Annotated in this window: 18 protein-coding genes; 11 read left to right on the top strand and 7 right to left on the bottom strand. The window is 33.1% G+C overall.

Annotated features, from left to right (window positions below; all coding sequences use genetic code 11):
* Positions 1–5 precede the first annotated feature (5 nt).
* Genes HX109_RS05020 through HX109_RS05010 form a run of 3 tightly spaced genes read left to right on the top strand, consistent with a single transcriptional unit; the run spans position 6 to position 4,639 of the window.
* Positions 6–1,523 carry a RagB/SusD family nutrient uptake outer membrane protein gene (locus HX109_RS05020; protein WP_178950106.1) on the top strand — a complete coding sequence of 506 codons (1,518 nt, stop codon included), beginning with the start codon at positions 6–8 and terminating at the stop codon, positions 1,521–1,523.
* Between the two features lie 9 nt (positions 1,524–1,532).
* Entirely contained in the window at positions 1,533–2,738 is a 1,206-nt protein-coding gene (locus tag HX109_RS05015) for a glycoside hydrolase family 88 protein (RefSeq protein ID WP_178950105.1), read from the top strand.
* Positions 2,739–2,758: 20 nt separating this feature from the next.
* A complete protein-coding gene (locus HX109_RS05010; protein WP_178950104.1) occupies positions 2,759–4,639 on the top strand; it encodes a DNRLRE domain-containing protein in 1,881 nt (626 codons plus the stop codon).
* Positions 4,640–4,739: 100 nt separating this feature from the next.
* Here HX109_RS05010 and HX109_RS05005 read toward each other — a convergent pair whose 3' ends face one another.
* Both HX109_RS05005 and HX109_RS05000 read right to left on the bottom strand, forming a co-directional pair.
* Entirely contained in the window at positions 4,740–5,210 is a 471-nt protein-coding gene (locus HX109_RS05005) for a thioredoxin family protein (protein WP_178950103.1), read from the bottom strand.
* A gap of 11 nt (positions 5,211–5,221) precedes the next feature.
* Positions 5,222–7,576: a TonB-dependent receptor gene (locus tag HX109_RS05000; RefSeq protein WP_178950102.1), complete on the bottom strand. Its 2,355-nt coding sequence runs from the start codon at positions 7,574–7,576 to the stop codon at positions 5,222–5,224.
* Positions 7,577–8,084: 508 nt separating this feature from the next.
* Here HX109_RS05000 and HX109_RS04995 point away from each other — a divergent pair.
* Positions 8,085–9,290, top strand: coding sequence for a site-specific integrase (locus HX109_RS04995; protein WP_178950101.1), 1,206 nt, complete (start codon positions 8,085–8,087; stop codon positions 9,288–9,290).
* A 207-nt stretch (positions 9,291–9,497) separates the two neighbouring features.
* On the opposite strand, the gene HX109_RS04990 is transcribed toward HX109_RS04995, so the two are convergent.
* The 5 genes from HX109_RS04990 to HX109_RS04970 form a co-directional block, all read right to left on the bottom strand.
* Positions 9,498–11,117: a S8 family serine peptidase gene (locus HX109_RS04990; protein WP_178950100.1), complete on the bottom strand. Its 1,620-nt coding sequence runs from the start codon at positions 11,115–11,117 to the stop codon at positions 9,498–9,500.
* Between the two features lie 65 nt (positions 11,118–11,182).
* Positions 11,183–11,332, bottom strand: coding sequence for a hypothetical protein (locus HX109_RS04985; RefSeq protein WP_178950099.1), 150 nt, complete (start codon positions 11,330–11,332; stop codon positions 11,183–11,185).
* Between the two features lie 90 nt (positions 11,333–11,422).
* The gene (locus tag HX109_RS04980) at positions 11,423–13,102 is read right to left on the bottom strand and encodes a helix-turn-helix domain-containing protein (protein ID WP_178950098.1); all 1,680 of its coding nucleotides are present in this window, start codon (positions 13,100–13,102) and stop codon (positions 11,423–11,425) included.
* Positions 13,099–13,938, bottom strand: coding sequence for a thiopeptide-type bacteriocin biosynthesis protein (locus tag HX109_RS04975; RefSeq protein ID WP_178950097.1), 840 nt, complete (start codon positions 13,936–13,938; stop codon positions 13,099–13,101). The genes HX109_RS04980 and HX109_RS04975 overlap by 4 nt, the downstream gene beginning before the upstream one ends.
* Positions 13,935–16,085 carry a lantibiotic dehydratase family protein gene (locus HX109_RS04970; RefSeq protein WP_178950096.1) on the bottom strand — a complete coding sequence of 717 codons (2,151 nt, stop codon included), beginning with the start codon at positions 16,083–16,085 and terminating at the stop codon, positions 13,935–13,937. The genes HX109_RS04975 and HX109_RS04970 overlap by 4 nt, the downstream gene beginning before the upstream one ends.
* 324 nt (positions 16,086–16,409) lie before the next feature.
* Here HX109_RS04970 and HX109_RS04965 point away from each other — a divergent pair, with 324 nt between their 5' ends.
* The 7 genes from HX109_RS04965 to HX109_RS04930 all read left to right on the top strand — a co-directional run bounded on the left by HX109_RS04965 (position 16,410) and on the right by HX109_RS04930 (position 22,550).
* A complete protein-coding gene (locus HX109_RS04965; RefSeq protein WP_178950095.1) occupies positions 16,410–17,564 on the top strand; it encodes an HlyD family secretion protein in 1,155 nt (384 codons plus the stop codon).
* 19 nt (positions 17,565–17,583) lie between these two features.
* Positions 17,584–17,943 (top strand): HTH domain-containing protein, encoded by a 360-nt coding sequence (locus tag HX109_RS04960; RefSeq protein WP_178950094.1) that lies wholly within the window; start codon positions 17,584–17,586, stop codon positions 17,941–17,943.
* Positions 17,944–17,998: 55 nt separating this feature from the next.
* Positions 17,999–18,166, top strand: a complete 168-nt coding sequence (locus HX109_RS04955; RefSeq protein WP_178950093.1) for a hypothetical protein — start codon at positions 17,999–18,001, stop codon at positions 18,164–18,166.
* Positions 18,167–18,179: 13 nt separating this feature from the next.
* The gene (locus tag HX109_RS04950; RefSeq protein ID WP_178950092.1) at positions 18,180–18,344 is read left to right on the top strand and encodes a hypothetical protein; all 165 of its coding nucleotides are present in this window, start codon (positions 18,180–18,182) and stop codon (positions 18,342–18,344) included.
* A 1,366-nt stretch (positions 18,345–19,710) separates the two neighbouring features.
* Positions 19,711–19,881, top strand: coding sequence for a hypothetical protein (locus HX109_RS04940; protein WP_178950090.1), 171 nt, complete (start codon positions 19,711–19,713; stop codon positions 19,879–19,881).
* Between the two features lie 26 nt (positions 19,882–19,907).
* Positions 19,908–20,078 carry a hypothetical protein gene (locus HX109_RS04935; protein ID WP_317170435.1) on the top strand — a complete coding sequence of 57 codons (171 nt, stop codon included), beginning with the start codon at positions 19,908–19,910 and terminating at the stop codon, positions 20,076–20,078.
* Between the two features lie 309 nt (positions 20,079–20,387).
* Complete coding sequence (locus HX109_RS04930) at positions 20,388–22,550, top strand: peptidase domain-containing ABC transporter (protein ID WP_178950089.1); 2,163 nt, start codon at positions 20,388–20,390, stop codon at positions 22,548–22,550.
* Positions 22,551–23,086: the final 536 nt, after the last annotated feature.

The raw sequence follows: 23,086 nt of genomic DNA, 5'->3' as shown, positions 1-23,086 counted from the left end.
ACACAATGAAAAATATAATTTCAACATTCATCATAGGATTGCTTCTCATAGGTTGTTCCGACCTTGAGGAAGAGCCAGTAGGGCTACTGTCTCCCAATTCTTTTATAAAAACCCCACAGGATTTGCAAACTGCTGTTAACGGCAGCTTTGGGTACATGGCTTCCGAAAAATATTGGGGAAGAAAATTAAGCCTTTCCATCATGCTTCGCGGCGATATGGTGGAAATAGGAGACTTAGGAACTCCTGCTAGAAGACAGGATATTAATAATTTTACAGCGAGAGACGATAACGGAATGGTTACAGCCTTTTGGCCACAATCGTATGCCATTATTGGTGCTGCCAACCAAGCGCTGGACGGCGCAAAACAGATAGATGGCGAGCAAGCTGTTATAAATGCAATCGCTGCACAAGCGAATTTTTCCAGAGCTTTTGCTTATTACCATTTGGTGCGCATATTTGGGGACATTCCTTACATAGACGAAGCTGTTACAGACGTAAAGACTATAGAAACCATTTCCAAAACTCCGGAAGCAGAGGTGTATCAAAACATCATAGCTGATTTAGAGTTTGCAAAACAGTGGCTGCCAGATACCCAACCAACGCGCTCGTTGCCTTCCAACGCCACAGCAATGGCATACTTGGCCTCTGTGTATCTAACTTTGGGAGAACATCAAAAAGCGTATGATGAGGCCAATGCTATTATCACTAACGCAGGAAAACATAACCTAGGCCTGGAAGCTGACTTTCAAGATCTTTTTGATGCTGAAAAGGCGGGAGCTTTAAAAGAACCTTTATTTACTATTAATTATATCGGTCAAAATAGCCAAGGGGATTTAGGAGATGATTTAATTATACCATTAACCGCCATTCGGGAGGATGAAAAAGGAGTTCCTAATGGTGGATGGACTGTCGCCGTACCGAGTCTAAAAGTTTTTGAAACTTGGGATGAAAAGGATTATAGAAGATCTGTAAGTTTTGATACAATAGGGGTTTTCAATGGCAACGTTGAACCTTACACCCGCTTTGCCGAGTTTTCCGATCGTGGTGTTAACAGACCACATATTGCAAAATACTCCAGGTTTCCAGGGCTAACAGCTTCCAATGGGCGTCAATCTAGTCATCATTATATAACTATGCGTTATGCTGAAGTTTTATTAATTGCTGCGGAAGCTTTAAACCAATTACAGCCAGGAAGCAGTCGTGCCGTAGATTTGGTAAACCAAGTTCGAGCAAGGGCAAGAAACAAAGGTGGGGTAATGTCTAATTTTCCTGAAAATTTACCAAGCGGCTTGTCGCAACAAGCTCTACACGATGCCATCATTGAAGAGCGTAGGCTAGAATTGGCTTTCGAGTTTAAAAGATGGTACGATATTAAGCGATTGCAAATAGGTCCTTCAGTTTTTGATGCTAACGGATTGGAACCACATTCCAATTTTGATGAAGGAAGAGATTATCTATTCCCACTTCCAGGAGATGAACTTGCAAGAAATCCTAACTTATTACCAAATAACCCTGGTTATTAAACTACTAGTATGATCAAATTAGTAAACTATTTTTTAGCAGGCGCTGTACTCGTTTCAGCCTTAAGTTGTAAACAAAAATGGGAAATTAAAGAGGTAGCTTCAGATGAAGTTACCTCCCTTTCTTCTGATTCCTTACTGAAAGTACGATATCAAAAGTTATTGGACTATGCTCCCGATTCATTGGCTTTTCCAAGAAGTTATTCCGAAGAAAAAGGTGTCCGTAAGGTAAATTCAAGGGATTGGACTGCGGGATTTTTTCCTGGTAGTCTTTGGAAAATATATCAACTAACCAACAATCCGGCTTATAAAAAACAAGCCGCTGTTTGGACGGATTTCATGGAGAAGGAGAAATATGACACTCATATCCATGATACAGGTTTCAAAGTTTTTTGCAGTTTCGGAAGCGGACTACAAACGGAAGAGAATGAGGCTTACGAAGATGTAGTTGTCCAAACCGCTAAAACGCTAAGTACTCGTTTTAATGAAAATGTGGGTTGCATCCGTTCATGGGATTTTAACGCCAAAGAATGGGAGTTCCCTGTGATTATTGACAACATGATGAACCTCGAACTTTTGTTCGAAGCTACTAAAATTTCTGGGGACAGTAGCTACTATAAAATTGCTGAAAAGCATGCCAACACTACTCTAGAAAACCATTTTAGAAGCGACAACAGCACTTATCACGTGGTGGTTTATGACACCATAAACGGCTCTGTAAAAGACAAGGTAACACACCAAGGATTTAACGACGAGTCGGCTTGGGCGCGTGGACAAGCTTGGGCAATTTATGGGTACACCATGACGTACCGTTATACAAAAGATCCTAAACACTTAGATATTGCTAAAGCTGTATTGGATTACTACTTAAACCATGATAACCTTCCAAAAGATAGGATTCCCTATTGGGATTTTAACGACCCGGACATCCCGAATGCCCCTCGGGATGTATCGGCTGCTACGATTGTGGCCTCCGCTTGTTTAGAATTACATTCTTACACTGAAAGCGACATTTATTTAAACTATGCCACTAAGGTTTTAGAAAATTTAAAGAGCGAGGAATACCTATTAAATCCAGAAGTGGAAGCGCCTTTTGTTCTAAAACACAGCACAGGAAATTGGCCTAAAAACGATGAAATAGATGAACCTATAAATTACGGCGATTACTATTTCTTGGAGGCATTGGTTAGACAAAAAGGTTCCCCCAGCCCCAATTAACCAACCAAAACTTTAAAAAGATGAAAACTTTACTTATTTCTTTTTTACTCATGACAAGCATTTCGCTTGTTGCACAAACCACCGTTCTGAATCCGATTTCTGACGGATTTGTAAATAGCAAACACCCAACCAATAACTACGGAAGTCAGTCGAACTACACCATTCAACCTAAAGCTTCCGAGACACGCGAATATTTCGTTAAATTCGATGTTAGCGGAATAAGCTCAACAGCCAATAGTGTTACCCTTGATCTATATAACACCGAATGGAATAACAGTGTTACCAACGTTGTTTTTGCCGTGCAAGATGTACAAAGTGATTCTTGGAGCGAATCCAGTTTGACTTGGAACAATAGACCTTCATCCTCTGGCAATAATTTAGATTCGGGAACGGAAGCTAATGGAGGTTACACCTCTTTTGATGTCACCAATTTTGTAAACAACCAAATTAATGGAGACGGCGTAGTTTCCTTCTACGTTTACGTGGATATGTACTGGGGAAGTAATGGCGTTTGGGATCAACGAGTGGATATTCATTCAAAAGAAAGTTCGAATCCTCCTAAGCTAACAATCAGTAATTCAGATAGTTCAGCACCATCCACACCCGGAAATTTGGTAGCTTCCAATATTACTGAAACCTCTGTAGATTTAAGTTGGAGTGCATCCACAGATAATATTGGGGTCACAAAATATGAAGTTCTTAAAAATTCAGGTTGGGATCAATCTGTATTTGGCAATCCTCCATCTACTTCTGCAACCGTTACTGGCCTAACACCAAGGACAACCTATATTTTTTATGTTAAAGCCGCTGATGCAGCAGGAAACTTTTCTGGAAACAGCAGTGCAATTACGGTGAAAACTGCCGGAACTTTATCTTCTTACACCCAAATACGTGAGGACAATTTTGAAAATTATGCTGATGGAACCGAAACCATCGATTACTATTACGAGCAAAATTGTGATGTTGGTCCGAGCTGTGGAACACCATGCAGTTCGTCTCCTTTGAAGGTTTCTGATAATTTATCCAGATGCGGATCCAAATCCTTACGATTTACACGGTCTTATGAAGAAAAAGTACTTACCGGCGGAAGCTACTGCAGCGCAAGAAACGAAATAGGAAATTATGAAGATGCATTTGCGAGCTACGGCGATGATGTGTGGATTGGCTTTAGCGTTTACATAAAAGACAATTATTTGCAGGACAAATGGTCGAGTGAGAATGTTCATATTTTTCAGTTTAAAAACATAGACGCGGGAGGGGGCGGAAATCAGTACGGCTCTATTATTACCCATAAAGTGGATGGGGTTTATAAATACGATGTAGCCGGTTATGGCGATGTGTCGGATGTTGTCTTAAACCAGTGGACAGATATTGTAGTGCATTTAAAGTATGGAACCAACAACGATGGTGTAATTGAAGTTTGGATTGGGGACGATTATGTTAAAAAAACAAACGTAGATTTTCCTGAAAAACAAAGTTGCTATGTAAAATTTGGAACCTACAGCGATGTTCTAAAAAACACCGACCCCATGCATGAGGTTTATTATGATGAAATTAAATTTGGATTGGCTCCCGATGGCGGCAACTACAAAAATGAGGTAGATTGCGACTGTTCACAAACTGGTCAAAGCTCACAAACCATTGAAAAATCCAATAAGAATGTATTGGTATACCCTAATCCTTCTGGCGGAAAGGTTATGCATATTAACAACTTAGAAGAAAAACCAAACCAAATATCGCTTTATACCTTTATTGGCGATGAAGTACCCATTGAAATCGATATTATTGACCAAGAAAAAATAAATTTAAACATCAATAAGGAAGTGTCGCCAGGTACCTACGTATTGAAATTACAATATGACGGACAAAAAACCGTCAACAAGACCATTATTATTAAATAATGCATTCGGTTAGATTAAATTTAGTTAGTTGCAGGGCCATTTCGAGAGAAGTGGCTTTTGCTTTTTAACTCAATTCCTGTTAGAAAGAACCGGAATAAGGCTAAAGCATTTCAAGAATTTCTTCGGAAGTATAGTACTCAAACACCCTTTTTTTTACCTTAAAATCTTTGGTTAAAATAACTGTCGCAGGAAGTGAAAATGGAATATCATTCCGCGATGCTAACAAAAGCGGAATTTCATGAATACCATTTCGTTGGGTTTTTGCCTGTTCATTTGAAAATGTTTTACCGTCAAAAGCAATCCTTTCTTTACTCTCTGCATCCATCATTACGGCGTAATAATCGGTATTGAGTTTCTCAATTACTTGAGGATTGGTAAAGACCTGCCTTTTTATCTTTTTACAATACGCACACCAATCGGCATAAAAGAAAATGAATACTGGTTTCTGCTCCTCTTTTAGTGCCTCTTCAAGTGCTGGAAATGTTTTCCAGTGGATTTCTTCCTTTTGTTGTGCCAACGAAACCGTTGTGATAACAATGAAGATGAGGCTTAAAAAAGTTGATTTTTTCATAATAGAAATATTTAAAAATCCCCAAATTTGAGTCCGATGAAAAATGTTCTCGGGCGATTAGGTCCATAAATATAGTTGGAATCCCTGAGGGCACCTTCATCAAAATCGTCCTGATAGCTGTTAAAGATATTTTGAACGCCGCCGCTTACTTCCATGTGAAACGTTTCCTTGAGATCAACATGGTAGGTGAGTTTTCCTGTCATATCAAAAAAAGAATCGGTGTCCACGAGTTCGATAAATCCGGATTCGCTTACTACGTGCGGTACAATCATTGAGCCGGTATAGCTTCCGGTAAGGTCTAATTTTAAAGCATTATTTATCTGCCAATTGCTGTTTAAGAATCCGTAAAGGTTAGGAGACCTTAAAAATTCTTTGGCGCTAACACTGGTCTCTTCAGGATTGGACCCATCCGCTTCAAATAAAATTTGGGCTTCCTTATAAATTGATTTTTGGAAAGTCATTCCCGCTTGAAAAAATAGATTAGAATTTGGGGACACACTCAATTCCATATTCGTTCCCGCAACGTACGCACCGGTGCCATTTCGGCTTTCATCTAAAAAAGCGCCGTTGGGCAAGGAAGCGCCTGTGCTCACGATGGTAAAAGGATTTTGAAGGTCGGTATAAAATCCTTCCAGCAAGAAATTGGTTTGTGTTTTGTTGAAATCCTTGGTGAAATTAAAAGAGGCTGTGTAGGCATTTGAGAATTCACTTTCCAGATCTTCGGAAAGAATAACGAAACGTTGTTCCCCGCCCACGGAAGAGATGTGCAGGTCTTCGTTAAACGCCTGTGGAGCTCGAAAACCTCTTGCATATCCACCCCTAAATTGAAGTGCTTCGGTAATATCGTATAAAATAGTAAAACGCGGACTCAATACTGTTTGGCTTACTTGTGAGCTACGTTCCACGTTCTCGATGGTATAGAACCCATCTACATCGACATGATCGAGCCTAGCGCCTAAAAGTGCTGTAAATTTATCGGTGGGCTTCCATTCGTATTGACTATAGATTCCGAAATTATTTACCCTTTGATCTACCAAGCGGTTGTAACCTGCAATGGTATCTTCGGTATCGTTAAGCTGGTATTCTATTCCAGAGGTGATAACGTCATCGTTTTTAAAATGATGGGAGAATTTTCCACCTCCTACCAAGGCAAAGTCTGCAGTGTTTCCAAAAGCATTGTTGGCCGCTATAGAATCTGCTGCCGTTCTTCCTCCGCCTAAACCGCCATAATAACTATCTCTATTGGTATGTTGTGCAGAAACATAAGCGGTGAAATCGCTGGTACGAGCATCGTTGAACCATTCGTAGTCGGCCCCTGTGAAAACTGTATTATGGTCTAATTCTTCGGTAACATCGGTAAACTGAGGGGCCAGGTCCAATCTATCGCCACCACGTCTATATTCACGAATTCCGGTAAAATCCAATCCAATCCTGCTATTGTCATTAGGCCTGAAAAATGCTTTGGCGCCAAGGGAATTATTGGTGAGTTTTGTAATCTCACTAAAGCCATCGCCATTGGCATCGTAGGCATCCCTGTTTCGATACATCCCAAAAACTGTAACACCACTTGTGAGATCCTCGCTAACTATGGATCCATTTAGGTTTACACTTCTATCTGGCGTACTTCCATCGATAAGGGCGAAGTTTGAGTTTACATCCCAGGTGTTATAAACAGGCTCCTTGGTAATTACATTCACCGTTCCAGCAATGGCATTAGAGCCAAAAAGCGCAGAACCTCCACTTCTCACCACTTCTACCCGGTCTATTATACTTACAGGTATTTGTTCTAATCCATATACCCCATTAAGTGCACTAAAAACAGGACGACTGTTTACAAGTATTTGTGTGTATTGACCCTGTAATCCATTAAGGCGAACCTGCGTAAAACCACAATTTTGACAATTGGTTTCCACACGCACCCCAGGTTGATAGTTTAATCCATCGGCTAAAGAAATGGATTGTGTGGCCTGAAAAAGCTTTGGGCCTACAATATTTACAATAACCGGTGCTTCTTTTTTACTGATGTTGTTTCGGGTGGCGCTTACTACTACCTGATCCAACCCTAAAGCATCTTCTACGATGTTGAAGTTAATGGTTTGATCTATGCCTGCAACTACAGTAATGGCTTTTGTTTGGGGGCGGTAGCCTTGAAACTGAACTGCCAAGGTATGGGATCCCGGCGGAACTTCGAGCCGATATATTCCGTATTCATTGGCATCTGTTCCTTGCGAACCATTTTTTAGGTATACACTAGCAAAAGGTACAGGGTTGCCTTCAGAAGTAATGGTACCCGAAATTACAGCGGTATTGTTTTGTGCCGAAGCAATAAAACTGAAAATTAGAAAGCAAACAACAGATAATTTCATTTAGCCAATTAAATTATTTAAACAGTTTAAATTAATTTTTAGACAAACCTAATAATTTATTTTGATTAAAAAAAATAGGATAGTATAGCATTGTAAAATCATATTCGGTAAATGAGTACGCAAACGGGTTGCTTTGTTTGAATTGAATAACAACGGTACCCGTCTAAATTTGATAGAAAAGTTGATGAAGAAAAAATTACTCTGCAGAAGTGGAGAGTACTAAATTTTCATTGGGATTGATGAGTATGATCTCAGGACAGAAGACTTAAAACCAAAAAAGCCACTCAATTTCTTGAATGGCTTTCTGTTATTAAGCTCCCCCTCTTGGGCTCGAACCAAGGACCCTCTGATTAACAGAAAGAAAACTTTCCTTTCTTATGTTTTCATAAAGATTCTTGTGTATTAATAATCAAAATATTATACAAAAATAGTTTATATGTGTTTGCAAAATTAGTACCTTTAGCTGATAATTTGTTGTACCTATGTTGTACCCATCATTAAAAATTGTATGGCAAGTATTAAGGTAATATTACGGAAAAAACAACTCTCAGATGGAACATATCCAGTTTGCTTACGAGTAACAAAATATAGAAAATCGAAATATTTTAAAACCATTTATAATACTCTTCCCAAGCACTGGGACGAATCGGTAGGTATATTTAATAAAAGCTATCCCAATTATATCCAAAGTAATCGTCTTTTACTCAAATTTAAGGCTAGAGCCTTAAAAGTATATTCTGAGCTTGAAATTGAAAAGGACAATTTTTCTTTAGAAGATTTTGAAAGTCGCTTTAGGATAGAGACAAACCCTGTATTACAGAATGTGTATAATTTTTGGGATGAAATTATTAATGAAATGATCCATGCCGGACGTACCGGAAATGCTAGGGCTAATAGGGACTCCTATAATTCGATTAAAAAATTCCACCCCTCCAAATCTCTAAATTTTAAAGATATAACCCCTACATTCTTAAACAAGTATGAAGTGTTTTTAAGATCAAGGGGCGGAACAGATGGTGGAATAGGTGTTCGTATGCGTGCTATAAGAGCTTTATATAACTTTGCCATTAAAAGGAACATCATTAAAAAAGAATTTTATCCTTTTGATTCTTATAAAGTCTCTAAATTGAAGGGGAAAGGGATAAAAAAAGCATTAGATATTAACGAGGTACAAAGAATAATTAATCTGGATGTCTCCAAGTATCCGCATTTAACTGATAGTAAAAACTACTTTGTTTTTAGTTTTTATACAAGGGGAATGAATTTTGCAGATATGTTAAAGCTAAAATGGGAGGATATTTCGGTGGATAGAATATTTTATACCAGAGCTAAGACAAAGGGAAATTTTATTATAAAAATATTGCCGCCAGTAAAAACTATATTGAATTATTACAGTAAAGTAAGTACAACTAAATATGTTTTCCCTATTCTTTTAAGGGATAAAATGTCTCCAAGCCAGATAGAAAACCGAAAATCCAAAACCCTAAAAAAATACAACAAAGACCTGAAAGAAATCGCAAAGATTTGTAAGATAGACAAGTCTTTAAGCAGTTATGTTGCCAGGCACAGTTTTGCTAATTGTTTAAAACAAAAGGGTATTGCTACCGATATTATAAGTGAGTCCATGGGACATCAAAATGCGTCTATTACCCAAGCCTATCTTAAAGAGCTTGATAGTTCGGTTCTTGATGAAGCATGTGAGTTGTTATTGTAATTAAAATATCTTTCACAAATATTATGCAAGACTAGCCCATGGATTTTATAAATAGAAAATAACGAAGGTCTCCCTCTCGCTAATTTTTAAAAAAGAAAATTTCATCACCCATGGGCTTTAAAACAGTTCAAAACTTTACATAGACTGTAAACTTCTCTAAGTTATGTAGTCTTTAAAGCATAATTTTACAAATTTTGGGTTTAGATTTTATTTCAATTTATCAGCTAAAATTAAAGCATTGTATACATTTACTATTTTACCAGATTTAGAAAGATTATTAAAAGGCACTATACTATCGTCAGATTTTCCTGGAATTATCACATCGATAGAGTAATTCACGCCAGAATTCAGTATAATTTTTTTAATTTGAGAGGGAGCTAAATGAGGATGCTTTGATAATATCAAAGCAGCTACACCAGAAACAATTGCGGAAGATAAAGACGTACCACTGTCTTTTTTGTATTTATTATACGGTAAAGCTGATTCTATTTTAGCTCCGGGAGCAAAAATATCCACATTGCATTTTCCATAATTAGAAAAACTTGCTACTAAGTTCTTATTCAAGTTAGAGGTAGAGGCACCTACTAAAATAAAATTATTTGAAACCTCACTCTTTTTTGTATACGAATAATCATTAGGATAATAATCTTTTACATTATCTAAGTTAAGAGAACCATTCCCAGCGGATGACACAATTAATACATTATGATCTCCAGCATATTTAATAGCGTCAAGTACCCACTCATTATGTAAAGATAACTCTTTGCCAAAACTCATATTTATAACTTTTGCGCCATTGTCGACAGCATACTTTATTCCTAGGGCAATATCTTTATCATTTTCGTTACCATTAGATGAAATGCAAATAGGCATGATAAGGCATGATTCACAAACGCTTATCATTTTATCATTCCCATGACCCGCAATTAAAGCTGCCACTTCAGTTCCGTGATAAAGTTTATTTAAATTGCCATTAACTGTGGGGTTACCATAATTGATATCATTGAGATCATGGGGATCATCCCCTAAAATATCTCGATCATTATACTTTGGATTCAAGGAATTGTTCAAGTCTCCTTGTACACTTCTCTTTAGGTCATCAATCCACTTTTTAGAGAGATCATATTTTATGTAATCACTCATGTAGTAAATTAATTTAGCTAACTCTTTATCTTTCTTGTCATATATTTTGTACAAGCTATCGAGTTGTTCGGTTGTATAATCTTCTTCCGGGAAGAATTTGAGCAGAGCTTTTTTTGATTTAGGATAAGTGTCAGTTAAAAACGTAACATATTTCATATCAGAAATAGCAGCTTTTCTTGACTCATTATAAATTACCAGTGCTTTTTCATAAAGTTTTTTATTCACGAAAGAATTTGAATCATTTTCATAAGTCCTAATGATCCGAAGAGATTCATTATTAGCATAAATTATATTTTCTCCTGATTTATTTCCTATAAAGTTCCATCCATGAAGGTCGTCTACATAACCATTGAAATCATCATCTTTTCCATTCTCCGGGATTTCCTTTTTGTTAGTCCAAATATTTTTTCGTAAGATTTCGTGATTAATATCAACTTCTGTGTCGATAACTGCTACAATGATGGAATCTTCATTCTTAGATTTTAATAATTTATTTTCAATTGCTCTATTTAAGCTAATTCCAGGAATAGTATCCGTTTCAATATCTGCAATTAACCAACCTTTTAATGGATGTTGATTTTTTTTTATAGTAGCATTCTGTATGCCTATTGAATCTAATTTAATTTGATTTTTACATGAGGATAAGGCAATGATCACTAATAAAGGTAGAAGAGTTTTTATCATTTTTAACTAAAAAACAAGAAAGAGGGACAGTTCCCTCTTTTTATTATTTGATTTAATACTAAACTTTAAGCCTGTGTAGGTCTTTCAAGAGTTTTATTAATAATGGTTTCTCCTTGTTCTCCTCCTTCATTTGCGTTCCCGCCATTTATATGCTTTGGATTATCTAATTTTGAAACTTCAAATTTTTCTAAGGTTAAATTACTTTTCTTCTTCATAAATTTAGATTTTTAAAAATTATAAACGAATATAGAGAATTTTTGTTTTTTTGATATCAGTTTCTTTTTTTTTAAGTCTTAATTCATGAATTACGACTGTTTCTGTTTTTCTTCTTTAAGTTTTTTTATAAAATATGATGGGTAAATACCATATAGACCGTAAAACTTTTTGGAATAGGTTTCTGCACTTTTAAAACCGCACTCCTCAGCAATCACCCTGATTTTGTACCTTCTGAATTTAGAATTTTCTTTTAATTTTTGAATTGAATAATTGATTCTTAAAGAGTTCACATAATTGGAGAAATTTTGACCTTTAGAATGATTTATTACTTTAGAAACATAACTAGAATTTGAATTGATTTGTTTGGATAACCTATTTAAGGTTATTTCAGAATCAAGAAATTGATTATTTTCTTCAAATAGCTGAAGCCCATTTTCTATTGATTCAATAACTGACTCAGGAATATTAATGTCTTTGCTATTATTACCTTCTTCAATAATTTTGGTTTTTATATTACTTTTTTCTGATAGTAACTTATAGTTTTTTTTATAGCGGTGGTTTTTCTTTAAGTAAACAATGAAAATTATGACTATAACTATCAATATCGAAATGATAAGGTTCGAGTAATTTCCCGAAGTCTTTAAATTTAATATAAGATCATTTTTTTCTTTTAAAATTCTTGGTACGTCATATTCCTTATAAATTTTAGTACTTAAGTATTTGTAATTATTTGAAATAATGCTATCAACAGACAACAAACGATTAAGATATTTTAATTGGTATACATTATCTTTCTCATTAGAATAATGTTTTATTAATATTTCATAAGTTTCTCTCAAGTCAGGATGAAGGTCATTCAAGTCCATAAAAATTGAATCAATTTTTATTAGATATTTTAAACCTTCATCATTGTTTCCTAATTTCAAATTAGACTTTGCTAGATAGAAATATGCTTCAGAAAGATTTGGGTAATCATTTTGATTCTTTAAAAAATCGATAGTTTTATTTAGACTATCAATTGAAGCATTATATTCTTCTAGTTTATAAGCAACTAAACCTTGATTAAAAATAAAGTACGTCTTATAAAAACTATTATTAATTACTTTTTTAGATATATTAAAGCCTTTTACATTAATAATGCTTGAGGAGTCTACCTTTCCAGCTCTTAAATAGCCGTCTGAAAGGGCAAATAAACCCATTAAATGAGGTTCCGAATTTTTAGAGTTAGAGTTTTGATTTGAATAGAATTCATTCACGTCTTTAAATATCGATAAGGCTTCATCGTAATGTCCTAATCTACTTTTAAGAAGCCCAATTCTGTAATTCAAAGAAACTTCCTTTTCCTTACCATAAATATTCTTCTTAGCATATAAATAGTTGTTTATTGATTTTTTAAAATTTCTTTGTTCGAAATATTCATCTGCCTTAAGTAAATAGCCAAAAAAAGGATAAAATGTATTGTGAATATCTTTCTTTTGGGAATATAAAATTATACTGTCACCATATTTTATTTTATTTTTTGAGTTGCTAATTTCGGCTAGAAAATAAAAACCATTAAGGATTTTTATCGGATCATTTTGTTTTTTGGCTTTCCTCAAATAGGCTGAAGCATATTTAAAAGCGATTTCTGGATTTTTCTCATTCGCATAAAAGGAATTTGTTAAAGTTTTTTCATTTAACAGTTCTAGGGAATCTTCTTTTTGACTAATGGCATTTGAGGTAGAGAGTAATAATTGTATGGTAAAAAATAATTTTAGATACTTAATCATAACTGTCTAAATTTTAATTCTTTTAAATATTGGTAAAGAAAATAGTAACAAATAAATTCATTTATCCTTTGATTTTTATTGAAGGCTCTATTAATACTCATATGAAGAATACTTTGTATATAGGAATTTAGGTCTACTGAACTTTTTTCGATTGAGAAAATAAGGGAATTGATATATGGAGAAATACCGTCCTGGCGCTCTAGAATCAAATTTTCGTTATAAACCTCGATTGATTTTCTGAAATCTGATAGTTCTTGATACTTCTTACTAAATTGTTTAATAGTATACTTGTCAGCTTTAAATTCTTCTCTAAAGGCATAATAACTTTCCTGGATAAGAGATATTTTGGAGTCTATATTCAATCTAAAAGTGTCTAAAATAGCATTTAAACTTTTTACAATAAATAAAGTAAACATTGTTTTATCTTTTATCTCCCCAATTGCTTTTAGAATCATTTGGCTGTCGTAAAAAAAAATAGTTTCGGTATCATCAATGGCGTATTGACCATACCTTTCTATTTCACGATTATATGTTCCTAAAGAAATATTGTGAACAAACCGTTCTCTAATTAATGGAATTAAAATTGTATTTACTTTAGAGAGAACACTTGGAAATGATTCAATACTTATCAATTTAAATCTAATCCTTAAATGGTGACCAATTGGATCGTGATATCTTAAATAAAACCATTTCAAGATAATTTTCTTTTTTATTAATTGGTCTATAATTGGGAATAAATCAGTTAAGACTATGTCTGAAGTCAGTGTGCCAAGATATACTTTATAGTAGATCCATTCCTCTCCCGGAATAAATTTTCTTTTCACCAATGTCATCATTTTTGAGATTTATAAAAAGAGAAAATCATTTGATTTGTATAATTTTCGTCTTGTCTATTTTTAATTATTTTATGATGTTTTATTAAAGACTCTTCTATAACAAAATCTCCTTTTCCTCTAACCATTTCTAATAACGTGTGGACGCAATCTACATTGGTTAAATTTAAAACTAGAATATTGTCTCCTTCAACTAATTGAATCCATTTAGGAATTTTATATTTCAATCGCCATATCTCTAGAGCTTCAAGCAGTTTATCTTCGTTTAAAGTCGAATAATAATCTGTAAAACCCTTAGAATCAAAAATCCACCTCGCTTTTGAAAGTATAAAATCTTTATAAATAACTCTAGGCAAGAATCGGTATATTCTCTTCAAACAGCCCCATTCGAAGGAGATATTATTAGATGTATCCTGAAGATTTAATTCGCATAAGAACTTGTAAATAGGAAGTGTACTAGTTTTAAAATTGTGAGCGGTTGTTAGCATAGGAATTACCTCTTTTCCGATCCTTTTAGAACGAAGTAATATGGTATTATTTTTTATGGAAATCATTAAATCATTTAAAGGGATTTGAAAGTCTTTCTCTAAGTTAGAATGCGCTAAATAAGGAAATTCATAAGCTCTAATCTTTTTAGGCCTATGTAAAATATTTCCAGTTCTCTCCTCTGGGAGATGAGTAATTTCTGCAATTATTTTGTTAGAATTGAGGGTAGCTTCAGTATCGGTAATTTTCAAGATATGATCTTTAATTCTATCATCTCCATGGTGAAATCTGGAAATTAGATTGGCTGCACTACTGCCGCCAATGGCGCCAACAAATAATTTTTCTTCATTACTGATGTTCAATAATTCAGTAAGGGCATACATAGTCTTTGGAAGATTATAATTGTGACTGTATATAGTGGTAAAATCTTCATCTTTTAATTCTAATATAAAGCCATTATGATCCTGAAGTTTACTGTTTAGAATTTGAGTTACTTCGTTCCATAAAAGCGTTTGTTCTGTTTTTTTGAATTGTGAGCATATACTAAGATTATCCATTATATAAGCTTCTTCCTTATTGATTTCTTGAATAGGATAGCCGATCCCAATTTCTACATCTAAAACTTCAGCTAATGGAACCTCTTGAGAATTATATCTTTTTAGAAAAGCTTCCTTAAATACTTTTAATTGTACACTCGATTTTGTTTTTGAGATTTTACTTAAGAAAGGGATTAATTTTTTGAACTTGGATTTCCATTTTTGATTAATTGTAGCATTAGGGATATTCATAAATAAATCTACTTGGAATAAATTTTTTTGGGTCTTAAGACCTAATTTTTTTAAGCTTTTATTTATTATTTCATGGCTATCAATATAGTTCGAACTTGTTTCATTAAGATGAAGAAGTATTTTGTTTATTTTGGCTATTTCTTTGAATCCTGAATTTAAATTTTGACCCTTAGTAATCTCAAATAGCTTTTCCTCTAAGGATTCACCTATTAAGGCAGGTTCATACTCGGAAACTAATATTTGATTAGAAATCAATTTATCAAAAAACTCTTTGGATTCAATTTGACAGAATCCTTTATTAACTAAGAAGTTGACAAAATCATTCAATTTTATGCCTTGAGCAGATTTTTTTAATATTTGTTTAAGGTATGGGTTTTTCTTAATGGCTTCTATTCCGTAGAATCTTTTACCATTGGAATATCCATATTGTATATAGCGTAATTGGTCACCAACAGAATACATTGAGCTATTAGGAAACCACATAATATTATCATTCAGTTCGGAATCTTTTAATAGGTTTTGGGTTAATTTAAAGATTAGTAATGAATCAAGCTTAGTTTTTCTATAATTTTCTTTAGTATATAAAAGTGAAGTTGATGTGTCAAATTCTCCGATTGTACATCCCGCAAATAGTCCGAAGGGAGTACTGCGCAAACACATACGTGATAAATATCTAATTAATGAAGTTTTTACTTTTCTTTTTTTTTGAAACCCACCATTTTTTATACATACTTCAATTTCTTGGAAAAAACTTGGAGAAGCTAAAAAAAGAGCATCTTTAATTTCTTTATTGTCAATAGCGTTTAATAATACGGAATCAGATATTTTTTGAGTCGAAAAAAGATTCAAAATGAAGTTCAATGGTAAAGCGGGCATTCTAATAATGACCTTTGAGAAGCAATTATAGGTGTGATTTGAAGGCAATTTGAGTAAATTTTTTATTTATGTATCACCAAATATAATATTTTATGTTGCCCTTGATGTGAAATAACAAAATTTATAATAAATTATTAGTCAGTGGTTTAATTTGTATAAAGCACGCCTTTTATAAAAGACGAGTGAAGTAAATTGATATTCTAAATATTTTCTCTCAAATTCACACCTTCAAACAATACCGGAATTTATACTTTTTACGATAATAGTAAAAATACTTATCAAGTTAATATTGTTTCTTATTAATAAAATTAATAACCAGTAAGGATGCAGATTTTTCCTAAAGAAATACTTGACAATACAACGGAGGTTTTTAGGTTTAAACATAGTACCAGCAGTAAAATAATATATTCTATTTTACTGCTTGGTATTATAATAATCATTTCGTTATTGCCGATTATAAATGTAGATGTATATACTTCTGCAAGGGGTATACTAAAGCCAAACAAAAATAGGGTGCCTATAAATGTAATAAACACCGGTCAGGTCACTTTATATAATATTGAAAATAATAAAGCGGTAAACAAAGGAGACACTTTGCTTATAATCAATGATGCCATTCTAGATCAAAAGCTTGAGTTATCAAAATATCAAATAAATCAGCTGAAAGAATTCGAAGAAGATTTGAACTTATTAGTTACGGGAAATGGGATCAGTCTAAATAATATTAAATCAGCAAAATATCAAAAGGAGTTCATAGAATTTCAACAAAAACAATTGGAACTCAAAACACGACTGTCTATTAAACAGAAAGATTATAATAGGAATAAAATACTAGTTGAAAAGGGGGTAATTGCCCAATCTGAATTCGACAATATTGAGTTTGAGTATGAATTGGCTAAGAATAACATCTATCAGTATAAAAAGCAACAACAAAACACATGGCAAGCCAATTTAACAGAAGCTGAAAATCAATTAGAAAGCCTATTAAGTGATAAAAATCAGATTATTCAAAACAAATCTCAATATATAGTCACCGCTCCTCTTTCCGGTACTTTATTAAATACAACTCAATTGGAGGTGGGAAGCTATATCAGTATAGGGGCTAAGATTGCGGAAATATCTCCAGCAACAGAAATGATTGCCGAATGCTTTATCTCTCCTGCGGATATTGGTTTCATAAATGATAAAGATAAAGTTTCATTTCAAGTAGATGCCTTTAATTACAACCAATGGGGTTTAGTTGAAGGAAAAATTAAAGAAATAGGCAATGATATTGAAGTAATTAATGACAACCCTGTTTTTAAAATAGTATGTGAAGTAGATCAGGATTATTTGGAATTGAAAAATGGCTTTCAGGGAAAACTAAAAAAAGGAATGACATTGAACGCTCAATTTTTACTGACAAAAAGGACATTATTTGATCTATTATATGATAAAGTAGATGATTGGTTAAATCCATCACAAGTAAAAATATATTAACCCTAAATATGTATGAGTTATGAAGACGATTAAAAATTTAGAACGCCTACAACGATTACACAATTTGATTGAACAGGAATGTACCGGTTCTCCAAAAGAACTGGCAGATAAATTGCATATGAGCGAACGTATGGCTTATAATTTAATAGAGCAGTTAAAAAGCTTGGAAGCCACTATTTTATATAGCCGCAGCCGCAAAACATATTATTATGATAAAGACTTTAAATTGGAAGTCAATATTTCTGTTGTTGTAATGAGCAATAGTGAAGTAACCCAAATTTTCGCAGGTAGTTATTTTTCGAAAAAAAATACTATACTGCAAGGTTTATGCAGTGAACAGATATATATTTACGATATCAAAACAAAGATGTGCGCATAAATTAGTGTTTTGTGAAATCGATTAAAAATAATTGTTTAACTTAAAATTTAATAAGATGAAAAATTTAGAAAGTTTTGGCATTCAGGAGTTGGATGCTAAAGAAACTATCCAGGTTGATGGGGGGTTGCAGGCAAGTCCTTACGGGCTATATGCGGAGTCGCTTCACTCAGCAGCAGATTTTGTTAAAGGGTTTTGGGATAGGTTTACACTTAATATGTCATAAAAAGTTTATGAAAATGGAAAATAAGAATCTAGTTGTTTTAGAAGCCGAAGAGCTTCAAGAGATCAATGGCGGCCATAAGGGATTTTCGTATTACGCTGGAGTGTTGGTTGCTAGTAGTGTATTACGTACTTTAGGAATTCTTACCGGAATTAGTGAAGGACTTTCAGAAACAATTTAAATAATTTTTAAAATTTGTAAGACATGATAAAAAAACTTAGTTTAGAAGAATTAAAGAAATATAATGGAGGTTGCTCAACTAGTCCAGATCCTGATGTACAATCGGGAATTGATCTTGGTTGCAGGATAGGGAGGGTTATTGGCAGCACAATTCATATGTTTAAATCTGTTTTTTCATAAAATTAATGTTATACATTCAATTTTATATTAACAAAATCAAAAGGGTTGTTTCAATTTATGGATTGGAACATACCCTTTGGTATTATTTTAAAAGTATATCCATAATGCTTATAATTAGTTTGATATTCTTATTATATCAAACAGAGTTTTCCCTTAATCAAATTTCTTTTTATGTAAGCAAATTAATCAGCTATAACCACAGTGTTTTTAAGATAGATCAGGATTCTTTTTTTATAGTAAAAATGCTATTCGTTCTGCCTATTTTGGAAGAAATTTCATTTAGGTTATATCTGCAAAGATATAAGAAGAAGTATATAATACTATCTATAGTAGCTACTATTTGTCTTTTCTTATTTCTAGAGTCTTCATTAATACTTATTTTGTATGGACTTTTATTAGTTATTGGATATCTTTTGTTTTTTACAAAAAATAATGGATTTTTTAGACTTTACAAAGGAGATAAATTAGGAATCCTTATAAGTAGTATATTCTTTATACTTAGTCATATTTTTATTTACTACCCATATACAATGTTAAATCAGGGATACTATCTCTTATTTTTGATTCTTATTTTTGTTAAAACATATTTTTTAGTAAGTGTAAGAATTAGGTTAGGCTTTGTATACGCTATTTTACTTCATTTTTTATATAACTTAATGCCACTATTGCAAAGTGTATAAAAAATAATTAACGTGTTTCATCTTTGAAACATTTTACACTATTATCTTGCTTGCCATAAGGAATGGAGTTTATGGTAAAAATTACCATCAAACAACATGATATTACCGATTGTTTGTTAAGGCAATATGGAGAATATGCTGGCCTTGATAAATAGGAGCTAATGTATTAGGCTTACTAGAGGCTTCTAAAAATAATTTTTAAAGCAAAGGGAACATGGTTCTAGTAAATTCCTTTATATTATATGTTTTTTATAATGACCAATAGTGAAGTAGACCAGATTATTGCAGACAACTTCTTCTCACAAAAAGACTCTATACTGTAAGGCTTGTGCAGTGAACGAGAATATATTTACGATAACAAAGCAAGGATATGCGCATAACTATACTGAATCGTGGCACTGAGCTTGTCAAAGTGTTGTTTTAGTATCTTTTAAAAGAAGTGATCAGCTTGATAAAAGTTGTTTTGAAGTTTATTAAAATAAATTTTTAACTTTAAATTTTAACAAAATGAAAAATTTAGAAAATTTGGGTGTTCAGAAGCTGAGTGTACAGGAAATGAATCGAACTGAAGGAGGAATTGTAGGGTTTATTATTGCTGGAGTTATAGGAGGGTATAAAATGGAAGCTATGAAAAATGGTGAGCCATGGTATTGGCCTGCATTTGTGCCTTATAACTAAATTTATTAACAACAAAACTTTTTATTATGAATAATTTAAATAAATTTAATTCTTTAGAATTAAGTAAACATGAATCAGAAGAGTTATCTGGAGGATTTATTGCACAATTAATAATTGCAGCTACTGCTGTTGGAGTTGCTAGTTATATGGCCGGATATACTGTTGGAAAAGATTTATATCATTTAATGAATGATTAAATGGAGTCAAAGAAGAAAATAACGATTTTATTGTGGATACTATTCATAGTTATATTATGTGTAATGATTGGTTACGAGTTCGGTAAGGACATTTATCATATTTTGAATCCATAAGAAATATTTTATTTGAAGTATTGGAGTTATGTTTACAATAGAACATAACTCCAATACTTTTAATTGATTATTGTAGAATTGATTTACTTTATCCTTTTTACATAAAACGCAATCATAAATTTGGATAATTAGTTTTTCTCTGCAATATTTTTGCAGTTTACAATATTATCTTGCTGGCCATAAAGAACAGTACTTATGGCAAAAATTACCATCAAACAACACGACATTACCGATTGTGGCGCTGCATGTTTAGCTTCTGTAGCAGCCCATTATAAATTGCAAATACCCATTTCTCGTATACGCCAATACGCTGGTACCGATAAAAAAGGAACCAATGTTTTAGGCCTGTTGGAAGCTGCCCAAAAACTAGGTTTTGAAGCTAAGGGTGTTCGAGGAGACTTTAACAGTCTTTCTAAAATACCTAAGCCTACTATAGCACATATTGTAGTAAAAGAGCAGCTCCATCACTACATAGTAATTTATGAAGTTACCAAAAGTTATGTGAAAATAATGGATCCTGGGGATGGACGGATTCACAAAAAGACACATGACGAATTCAAAAAAGAGTGGACAGGGATATTGGTATTGCTTTTACCTGATGAAGATTTTTCTATTGGGAATGAAAAGGTGTCAATTTATAAACGTTTTTGGTTTTTACTTAAACCTCATAAGTTTGTGTTACTTCAGGCTTTTGTTGGAGCTTTAATATATACGCTTTTCGGTTTTTCTACTGCTATATATATACAAAAGATTACTGATTTTGTATTAGTCAACGGAAATGCTAATTTGTTAAATTTGTTGAGCGTGGCAATGATTGTTTTGCTATTATTACAAGTTACAATTGGGGTATTCAAGAATATTTTTTTAATTAAAACAGGGCAACAAATTGACGCTAGGCTTATTTTAGGTTATTATAAGCACCTCCTAAAATTACCACAACAGTTTTTCGATACCATGCGTGTTGGAGAAATCATTTCACGAATTAATGATGCCGTAAAAATAAGGGCTTTTATTAATGGAGTTTCATTGGATTTAACTGTAAATGTATTAATCCTTGTATTTTCTTTTGCCTTAATGTTTACCTATTATTGGAAGTTAGCTTTAATTATGTTATTGGTTATTCCTTTTTACGCTGTTGTTTACTTAATAACAAATAAATTAAATAAAAAGGCAGAACGAACAATAATGGAGCGTTCCGCTGATTTGGAAAGCCAATTGGTAGAGTCTCTTAATTCTGTAGGGACTATAAAAAGATTTGGGCTTGAAGAATTTGCTAACATAAAAACAGAAACACGTTTTATAAGTCTATTGCATATTGGATACAAGTCCGCTTTGAATAGTGTGTTTTCTGGTACTGGGTCGGAGTTTATCGCAAGACTTTTTACAATTATCTTATTATGGACGGGCTCATATTTCGTAATTAACCAAGAAATAACTCCAGGAGAATTATTATCTTTTTATGCTATTGTAGGTTACTTTACAGGTCCAGTAGCTAGTTTGATTGGAGCAAATAAGCAGGTTCAAAATGCGATGATTGCTGCAGATAGACTTTTCGAAATTATGGACATAGAAAGAGAGGAGTCCGAAAATAAAATAAAATTAAAGCAAAATCAGATAGGCGATATTCGGTTAAATGACGTAGCTTTTAGATATGGAACACGGATCGAGGTGTTTAAAAATTTGAACCTTGAATTTAAAAAGGGAGAGATTACTGCGATTGTTGGAGAAAGCGGGTCTGGAAAATCTACACTAATATCTTTATTACAAAATATATATCCGATACAAAAAGGGAGTATAACTATTGGAGAAATAAACTTGAAGTATATCGAGAACAGTAGTTTAAGGGATTTGGTTGCTGTTGTTCCCCAAAAAATAGATCTTTTTGCAGGAAATGTTATTGATAATATTGCTGTTGGAGAGTTTGCTCCAGATATGGAAAGAATTATAGGGATTTGTAAAGGAATTGGCATAATGGATTTCATAGAAAGTTTGCCAAATGGTTTCGCTACGTATCTTGGAGAAAATGGAGCAACACTTTCAGGAGGTCAAAAACAGCGAATTGCTATCGCAAGAGCTTTATATAAACAACCAGAAATACTAGTGCTAGATGAGGCTACATCTTCATTAGATAGTACCTCGGAAGACTATATTCAGAAAACAATCCAAAGATTACGAGATCAAGAGAAAACGATTATCATAATTGCTCATCGATTAAGTACTGTAATTAATGCAGATAAAATTGTTGTTTTAGATAAAGGTAACATTATTGAACAGGGAAATCATGAGGATTTATTTGATAAAAGAAAATATTACTTCAAGCTTTGGAAACAACAGATGCCTGTATTACAACAAGTTTAAGTTATACATATATTTATCAATGACACTATCCCGCAAAGTGTGTAAAGTTTAAAAAACAGGGATTAGGCTTATTTAAAGTCTTACCCTTTTTTCAATATATTTAAAAATTGGTTTAAAATAATACCCAAGTTTTAAATATTCATTCTCCATTTTTTTAGCTTCTATTAAGGTTAGATTTATCGTAATTGGGTTACTTTAAAATTCCCAATTCTATTAATAAATCTTTTTGCATTTTGCTTAATGGCCTCCTATCAAATTTTGCCTCTTCATAATGTACTCCAAAAGCAAGTCTATATATTTCTTTCCTATCCAAAGTGATTTGGTTTCCTAAAACCTTCGTTTCTAAAATATCCAGATAGCTCTCAGAATAGGTATCTCTTATTTTTCTTAAATCTTCAATTTCGTCTTCATGTGCTTTATTTATTTACACAATATGTAGATTTCCTTATTTTACAGGGCTTAAAAGATTATGAGGAGTAATTGAGAAACCAAAAAATAATGCTTTTTTAAGCCGGTTATATCTTTTGCATTTATCT

It is taken from the genome of Galbibacter sp. BG1, assembly GCF_013391805.1.
Lineage (GTDB): Bacteria > Bacteroidota > Bacteroidia > Flavobacteriales > Flavobacteriaceae > Galbibacter.
The sequence above is the reverse complement of the archived record's forward strand: the minus strand, read 5'-3'. Positions and strand labels throughout refer to the sequence as shown.